This is a genomic window from bacterium, assembly GCA_020444065.1.
Lineage (GTDB): Bacteria > Sumerlaeota > Sumerlaeia > SLMS01 > JAHLLQ01 > JAHLLQ01.
This window is the reverse complement of the sequence record JAHLLQ010000001.1, coordinates 84,523-100,989: the sequence shown is the minus strand read 5'-3', so window position 1 is coordinate 100,989 and position 16,467 is coordinate 84,523. Positions and strand designations below refer to the sequence as shown.

The 16,467-nt window shown below is 59.2% G+C and carries 9 protein-coding genes; 5 read left to right on the top strand and 4 right to left on the bottom strand.

Translation table 11 applies throughout. From position 1 onward, the window contains the following. Nucleotides 1-23: 23 nt before the first annotated feature. Nucleotides 24-2,144 carry a hypothetical protein gene (locus KQI84_00335; protein ID MCB2153305.1) on the bottom strand — a complete coding sequence of 707 codons (2,121 nt, stop codon included), beginning with the start codon at nucleotides 2,142-2,144 and terminating at the stop codon, nucleotides 24-26. Between the two features lie 233 nt (nucleotides 2,145-2,377). Beyond that, nucleotides 2,378-3,535, bottom strand: coding sequence for a DNA replication/repair protein RecF (locus KQI84_00330; GenBank protein ID MCB2153304.1), 1,158 nt, complete (start codon nucleotides 3,533-3,535; stop codon nucleotides 2,378-2,380). A 187-nt stretch (nucleotides 3,536-3,722) separates the two neighbouring features. Between KQI84_00330 and KQI84_00325 the strand changes: the two genes are divergently transcribed. Then, on the top strand, nucleotides 3,723-4,139 hold the full coding sequence (locus KQI84_00325) for a BrxA/BrxB family bacilliredoxin (GenBank protein MCB2153303.1): 417 nt from the start codon (nucleotides 3,723-3,725) through the stop codon (nucleotides 4,137-4,139). Nucleotides 4,140-4,202: 63 nt separating this feature from the next. Here the strand turns inward: KQI84_00325 and KQI84_00320 are convergent, their stop codons facing one another. Then, nucleotides 4,203-5,150, bottom strand: a complete 948-nt coding sequence (locus tag KQI84_00320; GenBank protein ID MCB2153302.1) for a tetratricopeptide repeat protein — start codon at nucleotides 5,148-5,150, stop codon at nucleotides 4,203-4,205. Between the two features lie 364 nt (nucleotides 5,151-5,514). Here KQI84_00320 and KQI84_00315 point away from each other — a divergent pair, with 364 nt between their 5' ends. From KQI84_00315 to KQI84_00300, 4 genes are all read left to right on the top strand, one after another. Continuing rightward, nucleotides 5,515-8,163 carry a hypothetical protein gene (locus KQI84_00315; GenBank protein ID MCB2153301.1) on the top strand — a complete coding sequence of 883 codons (2,649 nt, stop codon included), beginning with the start codon at nucleotides 5,515-5,517 and terminating at the stop codon, nucleotides 8,161-8,163. A 48-nt stretch (nucleotides 8,164-8,211) separates the two neighbouring features. Further along, a complete protein-coding gene (locus KQI84_00310) occupies nucleotides 8,212-9,837 on the top strand; it encodes an O-antigen ligase family protein (GenBank protein MCB2153300.1) in 1,626 nt (541 codons plus the stop codon). Between the two features lie 220 nt (nucleotides 9,838-10,057). Continuing rightward, nucleotides 10,058-11,962, top strand: a complete 1,905-nt coding sequence (locus KQI84_00305; GenBank protein MCB2153299.1) for a GspE/PulE family protein — start codon at nucleotides 10,058-10,060, stop codon at nucleotides 11,960-11,962. A 73-nt stretch (nucleotides 11,963-12,035) separates the two neighbouring features. Then, nucleotides 12,036-12,368 (top strand): hypothetical protein, encoded by a 333-nt coding sequence (locus tag KQI84_00300; GenBank protein MCB2153298.1) that lies wholly within the window; start codon nucleotides 12,036-12,038, stop codon nucleotides 12,366-12,368. Between the two features lie 4 nt (nucleotides 12,369-12,372). On the opposite strand, the gene KQI84_00295 is transcribed toward KQI84_00300, so the two are convergent. Next, nucleotides 12,373-16,248 carry a protein kinase gene (locus tag KQI84_00295; GenBank protein MCB2153297.1) on the bottom strand — a complete coding sequence of 1,292 codons (3,876 nt, stop codon included), beginning with the start codon at nucleotides 16,246-16,248 and terminating at the stop codon, nucleotides 12,373-12,375. Nucleotides 16,249-16,467: the final 219 nt, after the last annotated feature.

Below are 16,467 nucleotides of genomic sequence, written 5' to 3'. Positions count from 1 at the left end.
GACATTGGCAAGTAGTGCGCCAATTACTCCTCCGGAAGACCGCAGAACAACTCGTTCTCCCACCGAACATTCAGGTGATCCATCTCCCTCGACCACATGTGACCACAGGAGTTTGGAATGTGCTCGTCCTTGCGATCGAACTCCTGACGGAAGCCTGCCGTGCGCAAGTGCACAGCGGCGACGCGGCGGGCGGCGCGCTCGACGACGTTCAAATCCGTATCGCCGACCTGCGACCGAACTGTCACTCGCCAGAGCTTCGGTTCCACGCCCAGTTTGTCGATTCCGTGGCGTTCGTAGGCGCTCTGGAAATCGAGCAGTTCGGTCTTGAAGACTTCGAAGAGCTTCTCGGCCTCCTCTTCCATTTCGTTCCACTTAAACGCATGAATTGCGTGAACAACGCCGAGGGTCATCATGGCGACGTTCTGATAGGTCGCGCGCTGATCGATGTGCTCAGGCGCGAAGGCCGCAGAGTTCAGACCGAGGTGTGCATGGTAAATGGCCTCGGCGGCGGCGCCGCAGCAGAGGATCTCTTCATCGGTCAGATCGTCGGTTTCCGCATCTTCGGGCAGATTGCGCAGCAGGCACTCGCGGGCGAACTCATCCAGGCGAATGTCCGCCTCGCTGTAGATGTGGTGGATGAAGTGTTCCTTCCAGTGAATGCGTGCGTGGCGAACGAGGAACTCCTCGATGTTGCGCATCATCACCGGAACGCGGCGGATCGGAATGATCTCGCGCATCAGGCCAAGCATGCCACCCATGAATGTGCGCGGCTCGCCGACGATCGCGCGATGAACGTTCATCAGCGACTCGCGCAACGCAGGCTTCCAGCACGGGCTCCCTTTCGACTTCTTCACCGCACCATCGGGGGTGCGTCGGGTGTACGGACGGTTCTTGCCGAGGAATGGTTTCGGGTTGAAGCCTTCGGTTTCCTCGATGCCGCGGAAGCGAACCATTGAGCCCGGCACGTCGGCGTAGGAATTCCAGCATGTCATGTCGCGCAGCGTGGTGCGTCGCGGCTCATCCTCATCGATGCCATGCACGGCGAGCAGCTTCCTGCGAACAAAGACATCCGGCCCGCAAGGCTGGTAACCGAGTTCCGTCAGCTTGATCAGTTTCTGCTCAAAGTTCTGGCATGTCTTGAATGTCGAGAGTAGCGTCATCAGCGGCTCGAAGTGCGACCAGAGGTGATCGATGTTCTGATCGCGCAGAACGGCATCGACCTTTGCAATCGTTCGATCGAGCTGCTTCTTCGTGGAAGGGTGCCCCTGCACGACCCAGTCGCTAAAAAGGCGCTCCTTGAAGACAATCGTCACAATGTCGCGCGTCGTCGGTGCGGGACGCAGCGTGTTCCAGCGCTTCATCAGGACGTCGGTCTCGCGCTCCTTCGATTGCTCGCAATCCAGCAGGAGAATCAGGTGGTATGGCGTAATGTTCTCTTCGTCGCAACGCTTGACGAATTCCTCGTGCAGGATCTGCAGAACCTTGGATGAGAAAGCCCCTTCCGGCAGCCAGACGGCGCACATGAAGTACTTCTCGCCATGGATCTTCGCGACGCTGCGGTTATACTTCTTCAGGACCGGCCAGTAGAATTCGAGGGCGATTCGGACCAGAAGGCGAATCTCGAAGTCATGCTTGTACAGCGGAAGCAGCGAATTGAACGGCGTCGTCACAACCGGCGTCGCGTGCCCCATATCCCAGAGTTCGGCGATGCGACTGTAGACGTTATCCGCCGTCTCGTAATCCAATTCGATAATGCGATTAATCGTGTCCGGGTCCAGACCCAATCCCATAAAGGAAACGGCGCCGCGCTCGGAGAAGTTCTCCTTGTTGGCGCGCTCCAGCACGGCCGCGACGGTTTCCAGATGCTTGGCCAGCTTGCGGATGAACTTCACCTGCAGTTCGGTCGCGTTCTTGCCGGTCAGGTTCTCCTGGTTGAATTGCGCGGACAGGGGGGCGATCCGCTCGATGTATTCCTTGGGGGCGGAGAAGTCGTCCATCAACTCCTCGGGATCCTCTTCGAACAGATCCAGGGGGAGACGATTCTCCATATCGACACGCGAGCCAATCGGGTAGCTATACTCCACTTGAATGGGATGGAGGCGATTGGCGACCTTTTCGGCGGCGGCCCGTTTGGGCGCCGTCATGACTCCTCCCTCGGCGTCTGAATTTGGCGGTTTGCGAACCGGTTTTCGAGCCACTTTTCTCTCTCGGGGGACTGCAGTGAGTTTCGGTACATCTGCCTTCGACCACAGGTCCTTAGGCACTACTACTGTTGGAGCGATCCCTGGGGGTGAGCAAGTAAATTCTTGGCCCCGAGATTAGGATTCGCCGTGTTTTTTGGGCTGGATTTCTAAAAAGCGCTTTATATGTACTGGCATTACACCTGCGGGCTGTCCGGAACGACATCCCCGCCGTTCACCAGAAAGCGCCTGTCGATCTCGATCCCAGCTTCAACCAGGGCCGCATCGGTCGCCGTGATGAGCGTTTGCACGGGGCGCTGGCCAAGGAGCGACAGGAAGAGTTCCGCGCGCCGGCGGTCGAGCTCCCCGAAGATGTCATCAAGGAGCAGCAGGGGGGTCTCGCCGCTAGATTCGGAGAGCAGTTCCAATTCGGCCAACCGGAGCGCGACCACGCACGAGCGCGTCTGCCCCTGGCTTGCGTAGGTGCGGGCGTCCGATCCATTGACCTCGAAGCGAAGGTCGTCCCGCTGCGCGCCGTCGCGGGTCGAGCCGCGGTCGAGATCTCCTGCACGCGCCTGCTGCCAATACTCGATAAGCCGCTCCGTCAGTTCTGTGACCTGTACTGCAAGGATCGTTTCCGCCGTCAGCTTTGCCTGTGCCGGGAATCCGGGCTCGTAGATGACGCGTAGTGTTTCGGTTCCCCCGGTCAGATGCTCCATGGGTGCTGCGATGGCCGCATCCAGCTTGACGGCAAGTTCCGCGCGGGCCTTCAGCACGGAGGAGGCATTCTGCGCGAGTGTCGCCTCGAAGGCCTCGTATTGCGGATCCGATGAAGGGCGCCCGCGGCGGAGAAGAGCGTTGCGGCTGCCGAGTGCTCGGTTCGTGGCGGCTAGAATCTGCAGGTAAGACGGGTTGGTCTGGCCGAGCAGCGAATCCAGAACGCTGCGGCGCAGCCCGGGGGGACCCTGCACGATCTGGAGGTCTGCGGGCACGAACAGCACCGTGTTCAGTCGCCCCCACAATGACGTGAGGGTCCGAAGCGTATTGCCGTCCAGCCAAACCGTTTTCCCGCGCGGCTCGATTGCGAGGCGCAGCCGGTGGCGGGCCCCCGAGCGGCGGAAATCTGCATCGACGGCCGCGAAGCGCGTCTCCTCCTTGGCCGTCCAAGCGATGCACTCGCGGTCGCGCGCGGTCCGGAAACTCCGGCCGGTTGCCAGGAATGCGATGGCCTCCAGGATCGTGGTTTTGCCCTGGGCATTGGCGCCGGTGAACAGATTCACGCCTGGGGCCAGTTCAATGACGGCCTGCTGAATCAGGCGGAAGCGCTCGATTTGTAGCCGTTCTAGGTGCATCATGGCTCTCCCGGCGCAAAGCCTGCCCATGGCGGGGGAGGCGGACCAGAGAAATCTCGTCGGCCGGTGCGTGGGAATTCACTCGGCTGCACTAATCCGGCCGCGCGTGGCACGAAATACGCGAAACCGGGATGCGACGGCGGGGATTCTGCCCTTCGCTATTATAGACTTATACTCAAGGAAGGTAACGATGTACGATCCGATGCTGGTTGACCCGATGCGTGAGGAAGTCCGCGAGGTCGGCTTTCAGGAACTGACAACCGCAGACGATGTGGATACGGCTCTGAAGGGCGGAGGCACTGCCTTGGTCTTCGTGAATTCGGTCTGCGGCTGCGCCGCCGGCGGAGCGCGCCCGGCCCTGCGCATGGCGCTGCAGGAAGAGGGGTCGAAACGCCCGGAGAATCTCTACTCGGTTTTCGCCGGAATGGATCGCGATGCAACCGATCGAGCCCGTTCGTACTTCGTCGGCTACCAGCCGAGTTCGCCCTGCATGGCCCTTCTGAAGGATGGCGAAGTCGTCCACATGATCGAACGCCATCACATCGAAGGCAACATGCCCGAAGCGATCGCGCGCAGCCTGGTCTGGGCCTTTGGCGAATACTGCTGATGCCCGCCCGAGCTGACTCAGAATGAAATCGCCCCCGTCGACGCTGACGGGGGCTTCTTCGTGTCAGTTCTGTTGTTGGCGTTTTCGTTGTGCGATTAGTGATGAGAGATTCTGCCAGATCTCTATGATCTTGTCTTCGTCGCGTGGGACGAGGTTCTCGTGGATCTCCAGGGCCTGCTGGAACAACTCCTCCGCTTCGTCCAATCGATTCTGCGAGGCACAGAAAACGGCCAGTGAATTCAAGCTCCGCGCGGCTTCCGGGTGATTGGGCCCAAGGACCTTACGGCTGATTTCCAGCGACTTCCGGCAGATTCGTTCAGCTTTGTCAATCTTGCCTCGCGCGTGATAGAGCAGCGCCAGGTCGTTCATGCTCTTAGCAATGTCCGGACGCTTGGACTTGGTCGCGTCCTTCCAGATCGTGAATTCCTTGCGGAAGAGCTCTTCCGCTTCGTCCAGCCGCTCTTGCCGAAGCGACAGCAGAGCCAACTGGTTTAAGATGCGAGCGACGTCCGGGTGGTTCGCGCCGAAGCGACGTTGATGAATCGTGAGTGCTTTCTTGTAGTACTCCTCGGCCTTCTTGTAATTGCCCAGATTGCGGTGGGTCGCTCCCAGCGCGCGCAAACAGCGGACGACCTCCGGGTGTTCCTTGCCCATCGAGATCTCCCAGACCGCCAGGGATTCCTCGAGGATCGGCTGGGCATCTGCATCGCGCCCCATGGCCAGGAATAGATCCGCCAGGTCTTCCATACCCTTGGCTACGGCAGGATTTTCGGGACCCAGGGCCTCTTTCGAGAGCTCGATCGACTCACGGAACATCTTCTCTGCCTCTTCATACCGGGCAGACTTCGCATACAGGCGAGCCAGGCTATCGATGACAAGAATAGCGCTCTCACTCTGGTGCTTAGAGAGACGAAGTTCATCCAACGCCTTATGCCAGAGTTCCTCGGCGCGGGCGTAATTGCTCTGCTTCAAGGCCATCTGGGCCATCTGGTTCAGGTCTCGCCACCCCATCGGGCACTCCTTGCAGCGAAAATGCTGTTTCGGCCAGATATTGAGACGAAATCCACGTCCGGGGGCGAGGGGAATCTCGATATGCAGCAAAGGGGATTCACCACGGAAGGCGTGAAGAACATGAAGAAGATTGCGGTCGGGAGATTCAGTGGGTTTCTGTATCGAGAGGGCAAACGGGTTTGACTTCTGTACTCCCACCCAGCGCTCGCCTTCCAATTGTCCTCCCCAACATCCCCAGCTTTCCTGCCAATCCAAGCGAACTTCGCTTGCCTCTCCCGCCGGTTGTCAGCAGTTTCAACACCAGGACAACGAATCGAGACCCCTGACGGGGCACGATTCGGCCAGATTCTGTGCGGATTGCGCCATGAAATCGTTCTCGCTCTCGACCTTCTTGCGGATGGCATTCGGCCTGGCTCTGACGCTGGGACTCTTTGCGGCTCCGGCTTTGGGGCAGCTTCAACTCGGCGACATTAATCGTGTTGTCGACGACGAGGCAGCCGAGCCCACTCCGGTGGCTCCGCCCCCGAGCTCGACCGAGTTCCAGGAAGTCACCCAGATGGGAGAGGCAGGGCAACGCGCCGTCATCCAGTCGAGCGAGCGCATTATCACGGAAGGCAACGTCGCCTACGGCATTGGTCGTACGGTGGTGTTCTTCAAAGACTACCGCATCGCCGCCGATCGCATGGTGATCGATCTGGTTACTCAACAGGTCCAGGCGGAAGGCAACATAACCCTGACCGGCCCGAAGCAGGAAATCCGCGCCAGTTCGCTGCGATACGACTTCCGCCACAACGAAGGCGCCGCATTCGATGTCGAGGGGCGCTACGGGCGTCTGTTCTTCCGGACCGATTGGGACGAGGAAGAGAATGGTCCGTCGTTCCGCCGCATCAACGAGGACGAGGCGCTTTTCCGAGGAGCCACGTATACGGCGTGTAACTTCCCAGTGCCGCACTACTACATGGCTGCGTCGGAAGTGACGTTGATGATGGATGAGCGCGTTTTCATGAAGAACGCGGTGCTGTGGGTGCGCGGTGTGCCCGTGATGTACTTCCCCTTCTACACGCGCGGGCTGCACGGCGGATCGCCGTGGTCGGTCGAGATCGGCCACATGAGCGACTACGGCTTCTACACACGCATCGGTTACCAGGTAACGCACGAAACAAGGGTCCCGAATTGGGAAGACCCCTCTCAGTTCCAGACTCGTTCCGAAGGCAAGCTGGCATTAAACGCCGACCTCTTTTCAGGCGGCGCCGTGGGCGTTGGATTGAAGTATCAGTATCAATACGACTTCAATCGCCACCTGGGGGAATTGCAGCTCTACGGCGTGCGCGATCGAGTGCGCGATGTCGAGACGGAAGACGAGGAAGATCGTTGGATCTATCGTCATCGGCACAACTCGATGTATGGGAAGACGATCTTCCAATTGAACGCCGACTGGATGAGCGATCCGGACATTTATTACGACATCATCGATCACTTCGAAGAGATCGAACGTGGTCGTCGGCCGGAACGTCGCGCTCGTGCCGCTGTTACCTATGTGGAACGCGATTGGGTCGCGCGCTTCATGGCCGAAGTGAAGGATCGCATCACGCTGGATCTCTATCAGGACTATACCGAGCCGTTCTCCGACGACCTGGTCTATGAACCCGATCCGGATTTCACTCGTGAGAACGACATCGATACAGAGGGCGTGGATCGGGACCGCTACGGGCGTGTGAGCGAAAAACTCCAGGGACGCTTCGCAACGCGTCTGCTGCCGTTCTTCCAGACGCCTCTCTATTGGCGCGTGGAGATGAACGCGCTGAACAATCTCGATCCCGGATTCAATGAACTGAAGCGCAACGACAACGAGCGCATCTACGGTGGCGACTTGTACGCTTCGCTGACGCATCGATTGCGCCTGGACGGGCAAGGACGCTTCACGTGGCTGAACACGGTCGGCGCCGGTATCGGCTACTATGAACGGACAAGCGACGATCTCATTGCCGGTCATCTGGTTCCGAACGGTGGCGGCCCCTTCACGGTCGGCGGTCAGACCTTCCGCGATCGCGAAACGATTTTCCTTGGTGCCAGCACAGAGGCTCTCTCCTATCGCGACGTCGATCCGCTCTATCTGTGGGTCGATTATACCAGTCGTCTGAATGCGCGCTTCACGGACACTTTGAATGGTTACGTGAAGTACACGATTCGCGAAGGCACCGACGATGGCGTCGGACCATTCTTCGAAGAGGCCGGACGCGTCGAGGCGTTCGAGGACGTATATGACTTCCCGATCGATTATCACTGGGTCGAAGCCTACCTGAACTACCACCTGCTGTACCCCGATCTGGATATGTACTTGAAGGGCGGTCACAATCTGCAGGGTGGCAGCGATCGCTTTGCGAACGAGAAGTTGCGTTACGCCGGCGGCGGCATTCGCTATCAGAACTCGACCGGTGAATTCACGGCCGATGCTTCGGTGTTCTATGAGGACCGTCAAATTCGGGATCGCCATGATCCGATGGAGTACGTTCGCTCCGAGCTCTACGGAGATCTGACGGCGCGCTACATGCCACGGCACGGACGCTATTGGGCCCAGTTAAGTGTCCATGGCTCCGATGTCTTGGACGAGGACCCAGTGGTTCTCGCTGCCCGGCGCCGGGCGCGGTTCGACGAGAACGAAACGGAGATCAGCATCTCCCCATTGATCGGACGGCAGTTCGGTCCGAAGTACGCCGTGGAACTTTCAGGCGAGTACAACACGCGTCTCGACGATTGGAAGGAAGCCGGCGTGACGATCGTGCGCGATCTACACGATGCGGACCTTCTGCTCTATGCAGGTATCACGCAGGACACGTACGTGAATCAGGACGACAACGACGACGATCCGAATGACGACAGCATCTCGAAGGAAACGGAGTTGGACTTCCGGGTCAGCCTGAAGTTCAAGCAGCCGCGTGAACAGGCCGCTCTCGGCGCCGTCTCTATTCGCACCTTGCGCGAGCAATCTCGCGAAGGCAGCTTCGTCGACTAAGCCCAGGGCCTGTCCCGCGAAATTCCACCGACAGAATTCCGCTCAACTATGCCGACGACCACTTCGGACAATCCCATTTTTCGCATCGTGGGATTCGTGGGGGCGGCGTTGTTGGTACTGCTCGCGTTTGGAGTTCCACTGGCGGTCGCACCCCCCGCACTGATCAAACTCCAGACCGCCACGGCAGAGATCAAGATCGTTAAGATGCTGGTCTCCCGATTCCTGGTGGCGATTCTGCTGATTGCTGCGTCAATCCGACTCCTTGCACCGGAAGCGTTGGAATCCTTGCGGCGCGTGGCGCTGCCGTTGATTCTTCTCGGAGCATTTCTTGGCTCGGCACTACTCTCTGCCATTCTCAGTCCCGATCCCGCTTACAGTATGCGGTCGTTACTGACGCTGGGGATGCTGGTACTTGCGGCGGCCGTCGCTCCGCTATTTCTGACAACGCCCAGACGCATTCGACTTGTTCTGTATGGCGCAGCGGCTGCTGCGATCGTGGTCGCCGGCGTCGCGGTCATCTCGGGGGCCGGATGGGGAGGGCTGAATGCTTTCATCTATGGAGCCGATCCGCTTGCGATTCTGAAGCAGGGCCGTGGCGCTGAGATGGGCGTTGTCGAAGGTGGAACGATCCGCGGCGCAACCATCGCGACGTTGGGGAATCCGGAGTACACTGGGACGTTCATCGCCGGCGGCTTTCTCCTGACTGGATCATGGGTCCTGGACGGATGGGGGAGTAAGTGGCATCGAACCTGGCCCGGATGGACTGTCGGACTTGGAGCGATGGCCCTGATGGGGATGGCGATCGTGGCGACCGGGACGCGCGGTGCATGGCTGGTGGTACTGGCAGGGTTGACCGTGCGTTGGGTCGCGCAATTGAGGATCCGCGGCTGGATGATCGCAGCGGGACTCCTGGCGATCATCCTTGTCAGTTTCCTGCTGAACATCTTTGCCGGCTTGCTGATATTCGCAATTGCCTGTGGAGCGGCCCTTGCGCATCAGGTTCGCACGGGACGATTCATTCCTGTCTGGCAAGCAATTCAGAAGCGCACGCGTGTGTTGCTGGTCATCGGACCAGCCATCGCGCTGATCGTGCTAGTCGCCTTCAGCATTCAGGGTCCCTGGAATCCTCGTGGGCTGGACATTCTCGGCCGCTTCTCTTCCGGCACATCGACCCAGGACAGATCGGTTCGTGAGCGCCTGCTCTTCTACATGTTGGCCGGCGAGATGGCCGCCGAGCAGCCGCTCCTTGGTGCCGGACCGGGGTTCTTTGCTCCGCGCTACCACCGGACTCTGGCGAAACTGGCTGCAGAGGATGAGAGCGGGGTTCTGCAATACTCGCGGCTGATTGCCGGCTCGTGGTTCGCGGAGAACACGCACAACGACTACTTCCAGACGGCTGCCGAACAAGGGTTTCTTGGGCTCGCGCTGTTTCTGGGAGTAATGACGGCGTTATTCCGAGGCCTGATCTTCCGGATCCGCAGAGGGCCGCCGGAGTTGGCAGGGCCCGCGCATGCCCTCGCGGTGGTGCTGGCGGGGTACTTGACCATGATGCTGACCAGTTTCCCTCTGCATGAGGGCGCGCGACTGGCCACGTTTTTTGTGTTTCTTGGGACCGCAATGGCCTGTCTGGCCTTGGTTTACGAGGAGCCTGCACCAGCCGATAAGAGCTGTTGACGGAATCCGGCGGACTACCCGATATTGCGGGGTGCCGCGCCCCGGCCCGGGATCGGAATTCCGGTTGCCGGGTACATCCAATTGTGACAGCGTATGCACAGGTCTTCATTTCCCCAGATCGCAGGTGGTACCGGGGCGTCATGGAGATCGTTGGCTGATCGACTAGTCGACTGGATTGCCGGATGAGACTGAACCGCTCTCTCGAAAGAGGATGGAGATAATGGGTCTGTTTGGAATTGGAAAATCGAAGGAAGGTCCGAAGGTCCCCAAGAAGGAAGAGGCCGCACGCACGATGGATGGGGCCGTCGAAGGGACCGACCCGCTTGCGAACGTCCCAGAGAATGAACAAGCGGCACCCGCAGGGCCGAAGCGCAAGGTCCCGACGAAAGAGCAGCGCGAGTACTTCGATGCAATGAATCGCGCCACCCGCCCGGGCATGAAGTCATCGCTGGCGGTCATGCTCGAGGAAAGCGGCCTGGTGAATCAGGAGATGATCCAGGACGCGATGGAAAAGGAAGGCGCGGCTTCGCTGAAGCGTTCGCTGATCCAGACCGGACAGCTCAGAGAAGAAGACATCATGGACGTCATTGCCGAGAAACTCGGCATGGAGACCATCGATCTCCACGAAGTCCCGATTGATGAAGATCTGATTGCGCAGATCAGCAAGAAGGTTGCGAAAGACTACCAGATTTTCCCGGTCTCCTACACGGACGACGAAATCACCATCGCGATTGCCGACCCTTTGAACATCCAGGTGATGGACGATCTCGAGCGCATCCTGTCGAAGAAGGTTCACGGCATGGTGGCGCGCGAGGAAGACATCGAGCGTTACTTCAAGCGTTACTACGAAGGCGATGAGATTGCGGACCTCTATCAGGAGGCCACGAACTCGCTGCACGAGCAGGAAGCGGAAGCACGCGAAGCTTACGTGACGATGGATATCAATGAAGACGAAAATGTGCCGCCTGTGGTGCGATTCGTTGACCTGATCTTCAAGCAGGCCGTCCATGACCGCGCATCTGATATTCATATCGAGCCGAGTCGCTACGGCGTGACCATCCGGTTCCGTATCGACGGTGTGTGCCACGAAGTTCCTTCTCCGCCAAAGAAGTGGCAGAACGCGATTATTTCTCGACTGAAGGTGCTGTCCGGAATGGACCTGGCCGAGAAGCGCATTCCGCAGGACGGTCGTATCAAGCTCAACTTGCCGGACCGCAAACTCGACCTCCGTGTCTCGGCGCTTCCCGCCATCTACGGTGAGTCGGTCGTCATGCGTATTCTCGACCAGTCCTCGGTTATCCTCGGTCTGGAGGACGTGGGCTTCCTGCCGGACAACATTCGCATTTTCAAGGACCTCATCACGACCCCCAACGGCGTTATCCTAATGACCGGTCCGACGGGATCCGGAAAGACGACGACTCTGTACTCGGCCCTTGCGACACTGAACACACCGGAAACGAAGATCATCACGATCGAGAACCCGGTGGAGTACATGCTGGATGGTGTGAATCAGATTCAGGTGAACGAAGAGGTGGGATTGAACTTCACAACGGGATTGCGCTCCATGTTGCGTCAGTCGCCGGACGTGATCCTCGTCGGTGAGATTCGTGACCAGGAAACTGCTGAGATCGCTGTTCGTGCCGCTCTCACCGGCCACTTGGTGTTCTCGACCCTCCACACGAACGACGCCCCTTCCGCCACGACACGCCTGGTCGATATGGGTGTGAAGCCGTTCCTTGTCGCTTCATCCATCCAGGCTGTTATCGCTCAGCGCCTGATCCGTCGACTGTGCGGACACTGTAAACGCCAGGAGCATCGGGACATCAAAGATGTTCCGGGCATTGGTGCGGCGGAGCAGGATATCGAGAACGGCGCGGATATGTGCTTCCCGGTCGGCTGCGATCGCTGCTCTGGCGCCGGGTATCGCGGCCGTACCGCCATCCACGAGATCTTCGTCATGGATCCCAAGCTTCGTCAGCTCGTAATCCGCGGCGAGTCCTCGTCGCGTCTGAAGAATCTGGCCACGAAGAACGGCATGCGCACGTTGCGCATGGATGGCTGGAAGAAAGTCATGCTCGGCCACTCATCGCTCGAGGAACTGGATCGCGTGACAGCCGCCGACTAAGCGGCGAAAGCTACAGCAATGAACCAAGAGCTGTCCTTCATCGGACAGCTCTCCTTTTTGAGGTTACTCCCCGATGTCTCAACCGATGGATTCAGAGGATTGGAGCTTCCTGCAACTGGCGGATCTGGCGTCGGACGCCGGCGCGGACAAGTTGCACCTGCGAGTTGGAGTTCCTCCGCTGATGCGTGGTTCGGACCGAGAACTGGTTCCGGTAGACGAGCAGCTTGCAGAACTGACGGAAGCTCGCCTGATGCGGGAGCTCAGCGTGTTGGTCGAGCCGGAGCTCTGGCCGGAGTTCGAACAGATCGGCGAGGGCGAATGCCAAGTGATGGGCGGACCTCGTGGATTCGTGAGGCTGACTCTCTTCCGAAACGCTGGTTCGTGGTCAGTTGTGGCTCATCTGTAGCAGCCTACTCCTCTCCGGGCTCCTGAAGGCTCTCTCGGATTTGTTCCTTTAACTTCTTGATTTCCTCTGGTGCCCCTTCACGTACGGGCGCGAGGAGTTCTTCGCTTTCCAGATACTTCGCGTCATCGAAGCCGTGATCGACCGCTTGTTTGAGGGCGGCGATGGCCAGATCAATGTTGCCACGCTGCGCTTCGACGATAGCGAGACCGAGCGCGAGTTCCGGCAGCATTTCCTCGGCTGCAAGCGGTGCTTGACCCGGTTGCTCGAGAGCTTCAAGGGACTCTGCGATTCCCAGACGATAGCTTTCCGCGGCGGCATCGAGATCTCCAACTTCGCGTTCTTCATATCCCTGGAGCGAGCGCGTGTTGAGGAGCCCGTAGACTGAATACGGATTACTGGGACTTGCCTCGACAAGGCTCAAGTAGTGGGCGAGCGCCTTCTTGCGCGTGGCAAGTGCTTCCTCGCGATTCTCAAGCCGCCATTGAATGCTGGCTGAATCGGCGAGTGCGGATGCGAGGTTGCTTTCCGCATCCAGATTCGATTGATCGTCGGCCAACTGAGACTCTGCCAGTTCGATCGCCAGGTTGAAGTAATGCAGGGCGTGCTCCGGCCGCTCCATCGCATCCAGAGCTTCGCCTCGGGTCAGATAGATCATAATGAGCATGCGCTGGAATTCCTGGTTGGCCGGTTCATCCTTCACCAACTGTCGACAGCTCTCAGTCGCCAGATCGTATGCTTCGAGGGCGTCTTCCTCTCGGCCGATCTCCTGCAGCACTGTTCCGATATTCATCTGCGTAGCAATTACATCGAATTGCAGTTGGTAGTTTGCCGTGTCCGCATCGGACAGGCTCTTCAGCACATCGGCCGATTCCCAGTAGGCCTCGATCGCTTCATCGTAGCGACCTTCCGACTTCAGCGTGGCAGCCAGATTGGTCAAGCCAACGGCCACATCGCGATGACGAACGGCATTCGTTGGATCGTTCTCCAGCATCTCGCGACGGATCTCGAGTGACTTCCGAAGCGCATCTTCGGCGGCGTCGTACTTCTGTGCCGCCTCCAGAATGAGCCCCTTGGCATTCAGACTGGCCCCGAGATGGCGCAGATACTGGGCATTCTCGGGGGCGGCTTCGACCAATGAGCTGTAGATGCCCTGAGCCTTGTTCGCATGCAGGAGCGCCTCGTCGCCTTGTCGCTGATTCACAAGCAGATCTGCCAGGAACTGGTGCGCTCGTCCGAGATCAAATCGCCACAGCATATTCTCCGGATCTCTTGCGACGAGGGCTTCCAGAACATCGATGGCATCTTGATAGCGATCGCGCGCCGGGGTGATTTGTCCGGAGATTTCTTCGAAGACGGCCAACTGCAGATCGAACACACCCAATCGGTGTTGCCAGTCGAGATTCGCCGTATCGGCTTTGGCGAGCGGCTCAAAGACATCGAGGCACTTGCGACTGTAATCCAGGGCCTCCTCCATGCGACCGCCCTGGCGAAGCAGCCCGGCGTATTCGGAATAGGCACCGGCGAGGCTATGGAGGAGATTCGGATTCGTGGGATCCTGTGCCGAAAGTTCCTCGATGATGGCGAGAGCATCTTCCTGTGTCTCGATCGCGTCCGCCAGCAGCCCGAGCCTCTCCTGAATGTCCGAGAGCTGCGATTCGTATTCCGCGAGCCGGCTGCGGTCGGCGGTGCTGTCAGGGTTCTCAGCCGTGAGGCCACGCTGAATCTCCAGCGCATTCTGTTGCAGCTCTGTGGCGGTTTCGAGATTGCCGGCATCGAGTTCGAAATCCACACCTTGAGCCAGGCGCTCTGCGAGGGCACGTCTTGTTTCTGCATCGTTGGCAAGTCCGTTGAGCATTTCACGGGCCTGACGATTGAGATTCAAGGCCTCATCCAGTTCGCCTTGCATGTAACGGACATGCGCCACCTGGCCAAGGATTGTGGCGTAGTCGCGCTTGTACGAGAGATTCTCGGGATCGCTCTCGATCAATTGTCCCATCAGGTCTTGAGCTTGTTTGAAGGCATCGTCTGCTTCGGACAACTTGCCCTGATTCAGAAGGACCTGCCCGATCTGGCGGAGCGAAAGCACGCGCTGTTGCCAGGCGGTCGGGGTAAATTCTTCCGCGGGTAGATCCTCGAAGTAATCAAGTGACTTCATCGCCACTTGGTCGAGAATATCGAGCCGATTGAGAGGCTCCAGTTCCTCGCGAAGATCGACGAGCATGAAGCTCATCAGATCTTCCGCACGCCGACGCGAATCGTGCGCGAGATCGCGCTCGCGCTCAGCCTCGGCGGCCTTCTTCCTCGACTGACCAAGAGCATTCTCAGCCAGTTGTCGGCTGATATCGGCTTTCTCCCGTTCATTCTGTGCCATGATGGCTCGGCGATATGCAAACACGGCCAGGAACGCCAGGACAACGCAGAGCACGACAGTTGCTCGGATCAGCACGCGGCGCTGAGTTTGATGGTGCCGCGAACGCCGTTCCGCGGCTTCGACATTGGCGAAGAGCGCAACGGCCTCAGGCGTGTGTTCAAGTCGTTCCGCCAGCACACGCGCCAACATCAAGTCGCCGTTCCGCAGAGCGAGTTCCGTATGGCCCTGCAGAACGCGATCCTGGAGTTGGCGGGCTGCGCGGTTTTCTCCCCACAAACCGATCGCGCGCGCCAATTCGTTTTCACACTCTCCGAAATCGCGGTAGCTCGCCAATCCGGCACTCAAGCGTCGTTCGATGGTGCCAACAATCGCTTCCGACTCACGACGTTTCGATGCGCCCGATTGGAAGTCGCGAAGTGCCTGAAGAAACGCCTCAGCTGACTCGAGCCGTTCGGCACGGTTGGGCGCGAGGGCCCGGCTGCAGAGTTCCGCCAGTTCCGCCGGAATCTCCCGATTTGGGGCACGCATTTGGGCGGGAGTCACTTCACCAAGCATGGCCTGGCGGAAAGCGCCTTGTACATCCGGGGCGCCGTGAGGAAAGCGCAGCGTCAGCAGATAGTAGAGTGTTCCACCGAGAAGGTACACGTCGGTCCAGGGGCCGATATTCTTTGCCGTGTCCTCTGTTTGTTCCGGCGCCATAAAGGCGACGGTCCCGCAGGGGTTAGAGGCACTCTCCAATGTCATCCCGAGCCGGGCATCGATCGGACGATCTTCGGTCGAGTTCGCGCGTTCCAGGTCGTAGATGACAGAGAGTCCCCAATCCATGAGGAGGACTTCGCCGTAATCGCCCACCATAACTTGCGAGGGCTTCAAGTCTCGGTGAATGATGCCACGCGAATGAGCGAAAGCGACGGCCTGTGCCGTATCGATCAGAATTGGCAAATGGCGATCGAGGAACTCGCGCGGGGGTAATTCGGCATCCGCAATCAACAGCTCATCCCAGGGACGACCACGGACGAGTTTCATCGCAAGCATCGGACGTCCCTCGTCATCCACACCGAGGTCGTAGATCGGAACGATGTTCGGGTGGTCGAGGCGCGCTGTCGTGAAGGCTTCCTGCCGGAACGTGATTTCCATCTGGCGGGATGAACCAGGATCGTCACGCGATTCAAGGAAGCGATCCTCGCGGAGGCGCTTGATCGCGATCACGCGGCCGAGAGAGGATTGCAGCGCCTGCCAGACCTCGCCGAATCCACCCTTGCCGATGACTTCCTGCAACTCAAACGCCGGCAGGTCTGCCTGCACTTCTTCAGTCTGCTTGCCTTCGCCCTGGCTGGCGGAAACCGTCCATCGGCCGGGACTCAATGTCGTTTGAAACGCCAGGCTGGTTGTCTGCTGAGCATTCTCGGGCAGCCGGATTGTCTTCGCCGGATCGTAGGACGTCGCGGGGTCTTGCGGCAGATCTGCCGGCAGATCGGTGGGGATGTTCTGGTCATCCGGTGCGGGCATGAGGCGCTCTCGGTGGCGATCGTGGCTCGAAAAGACAATGTTGCGACGGAAGGGCCAGCGTGGCAATGGCGAAGCGAAAGGGCGAGTCGCGATGCAGCAAAGCGCCACGTGCGGTGCATAGTGACCCGGTGGTTTTGGGCCGTGAGCGGGGGAGGGCCGGAAAGCCAACACCGAGTTAGGTCTGCAGGGCGGGGACAGCAGACCGCTCGGAGCGATACA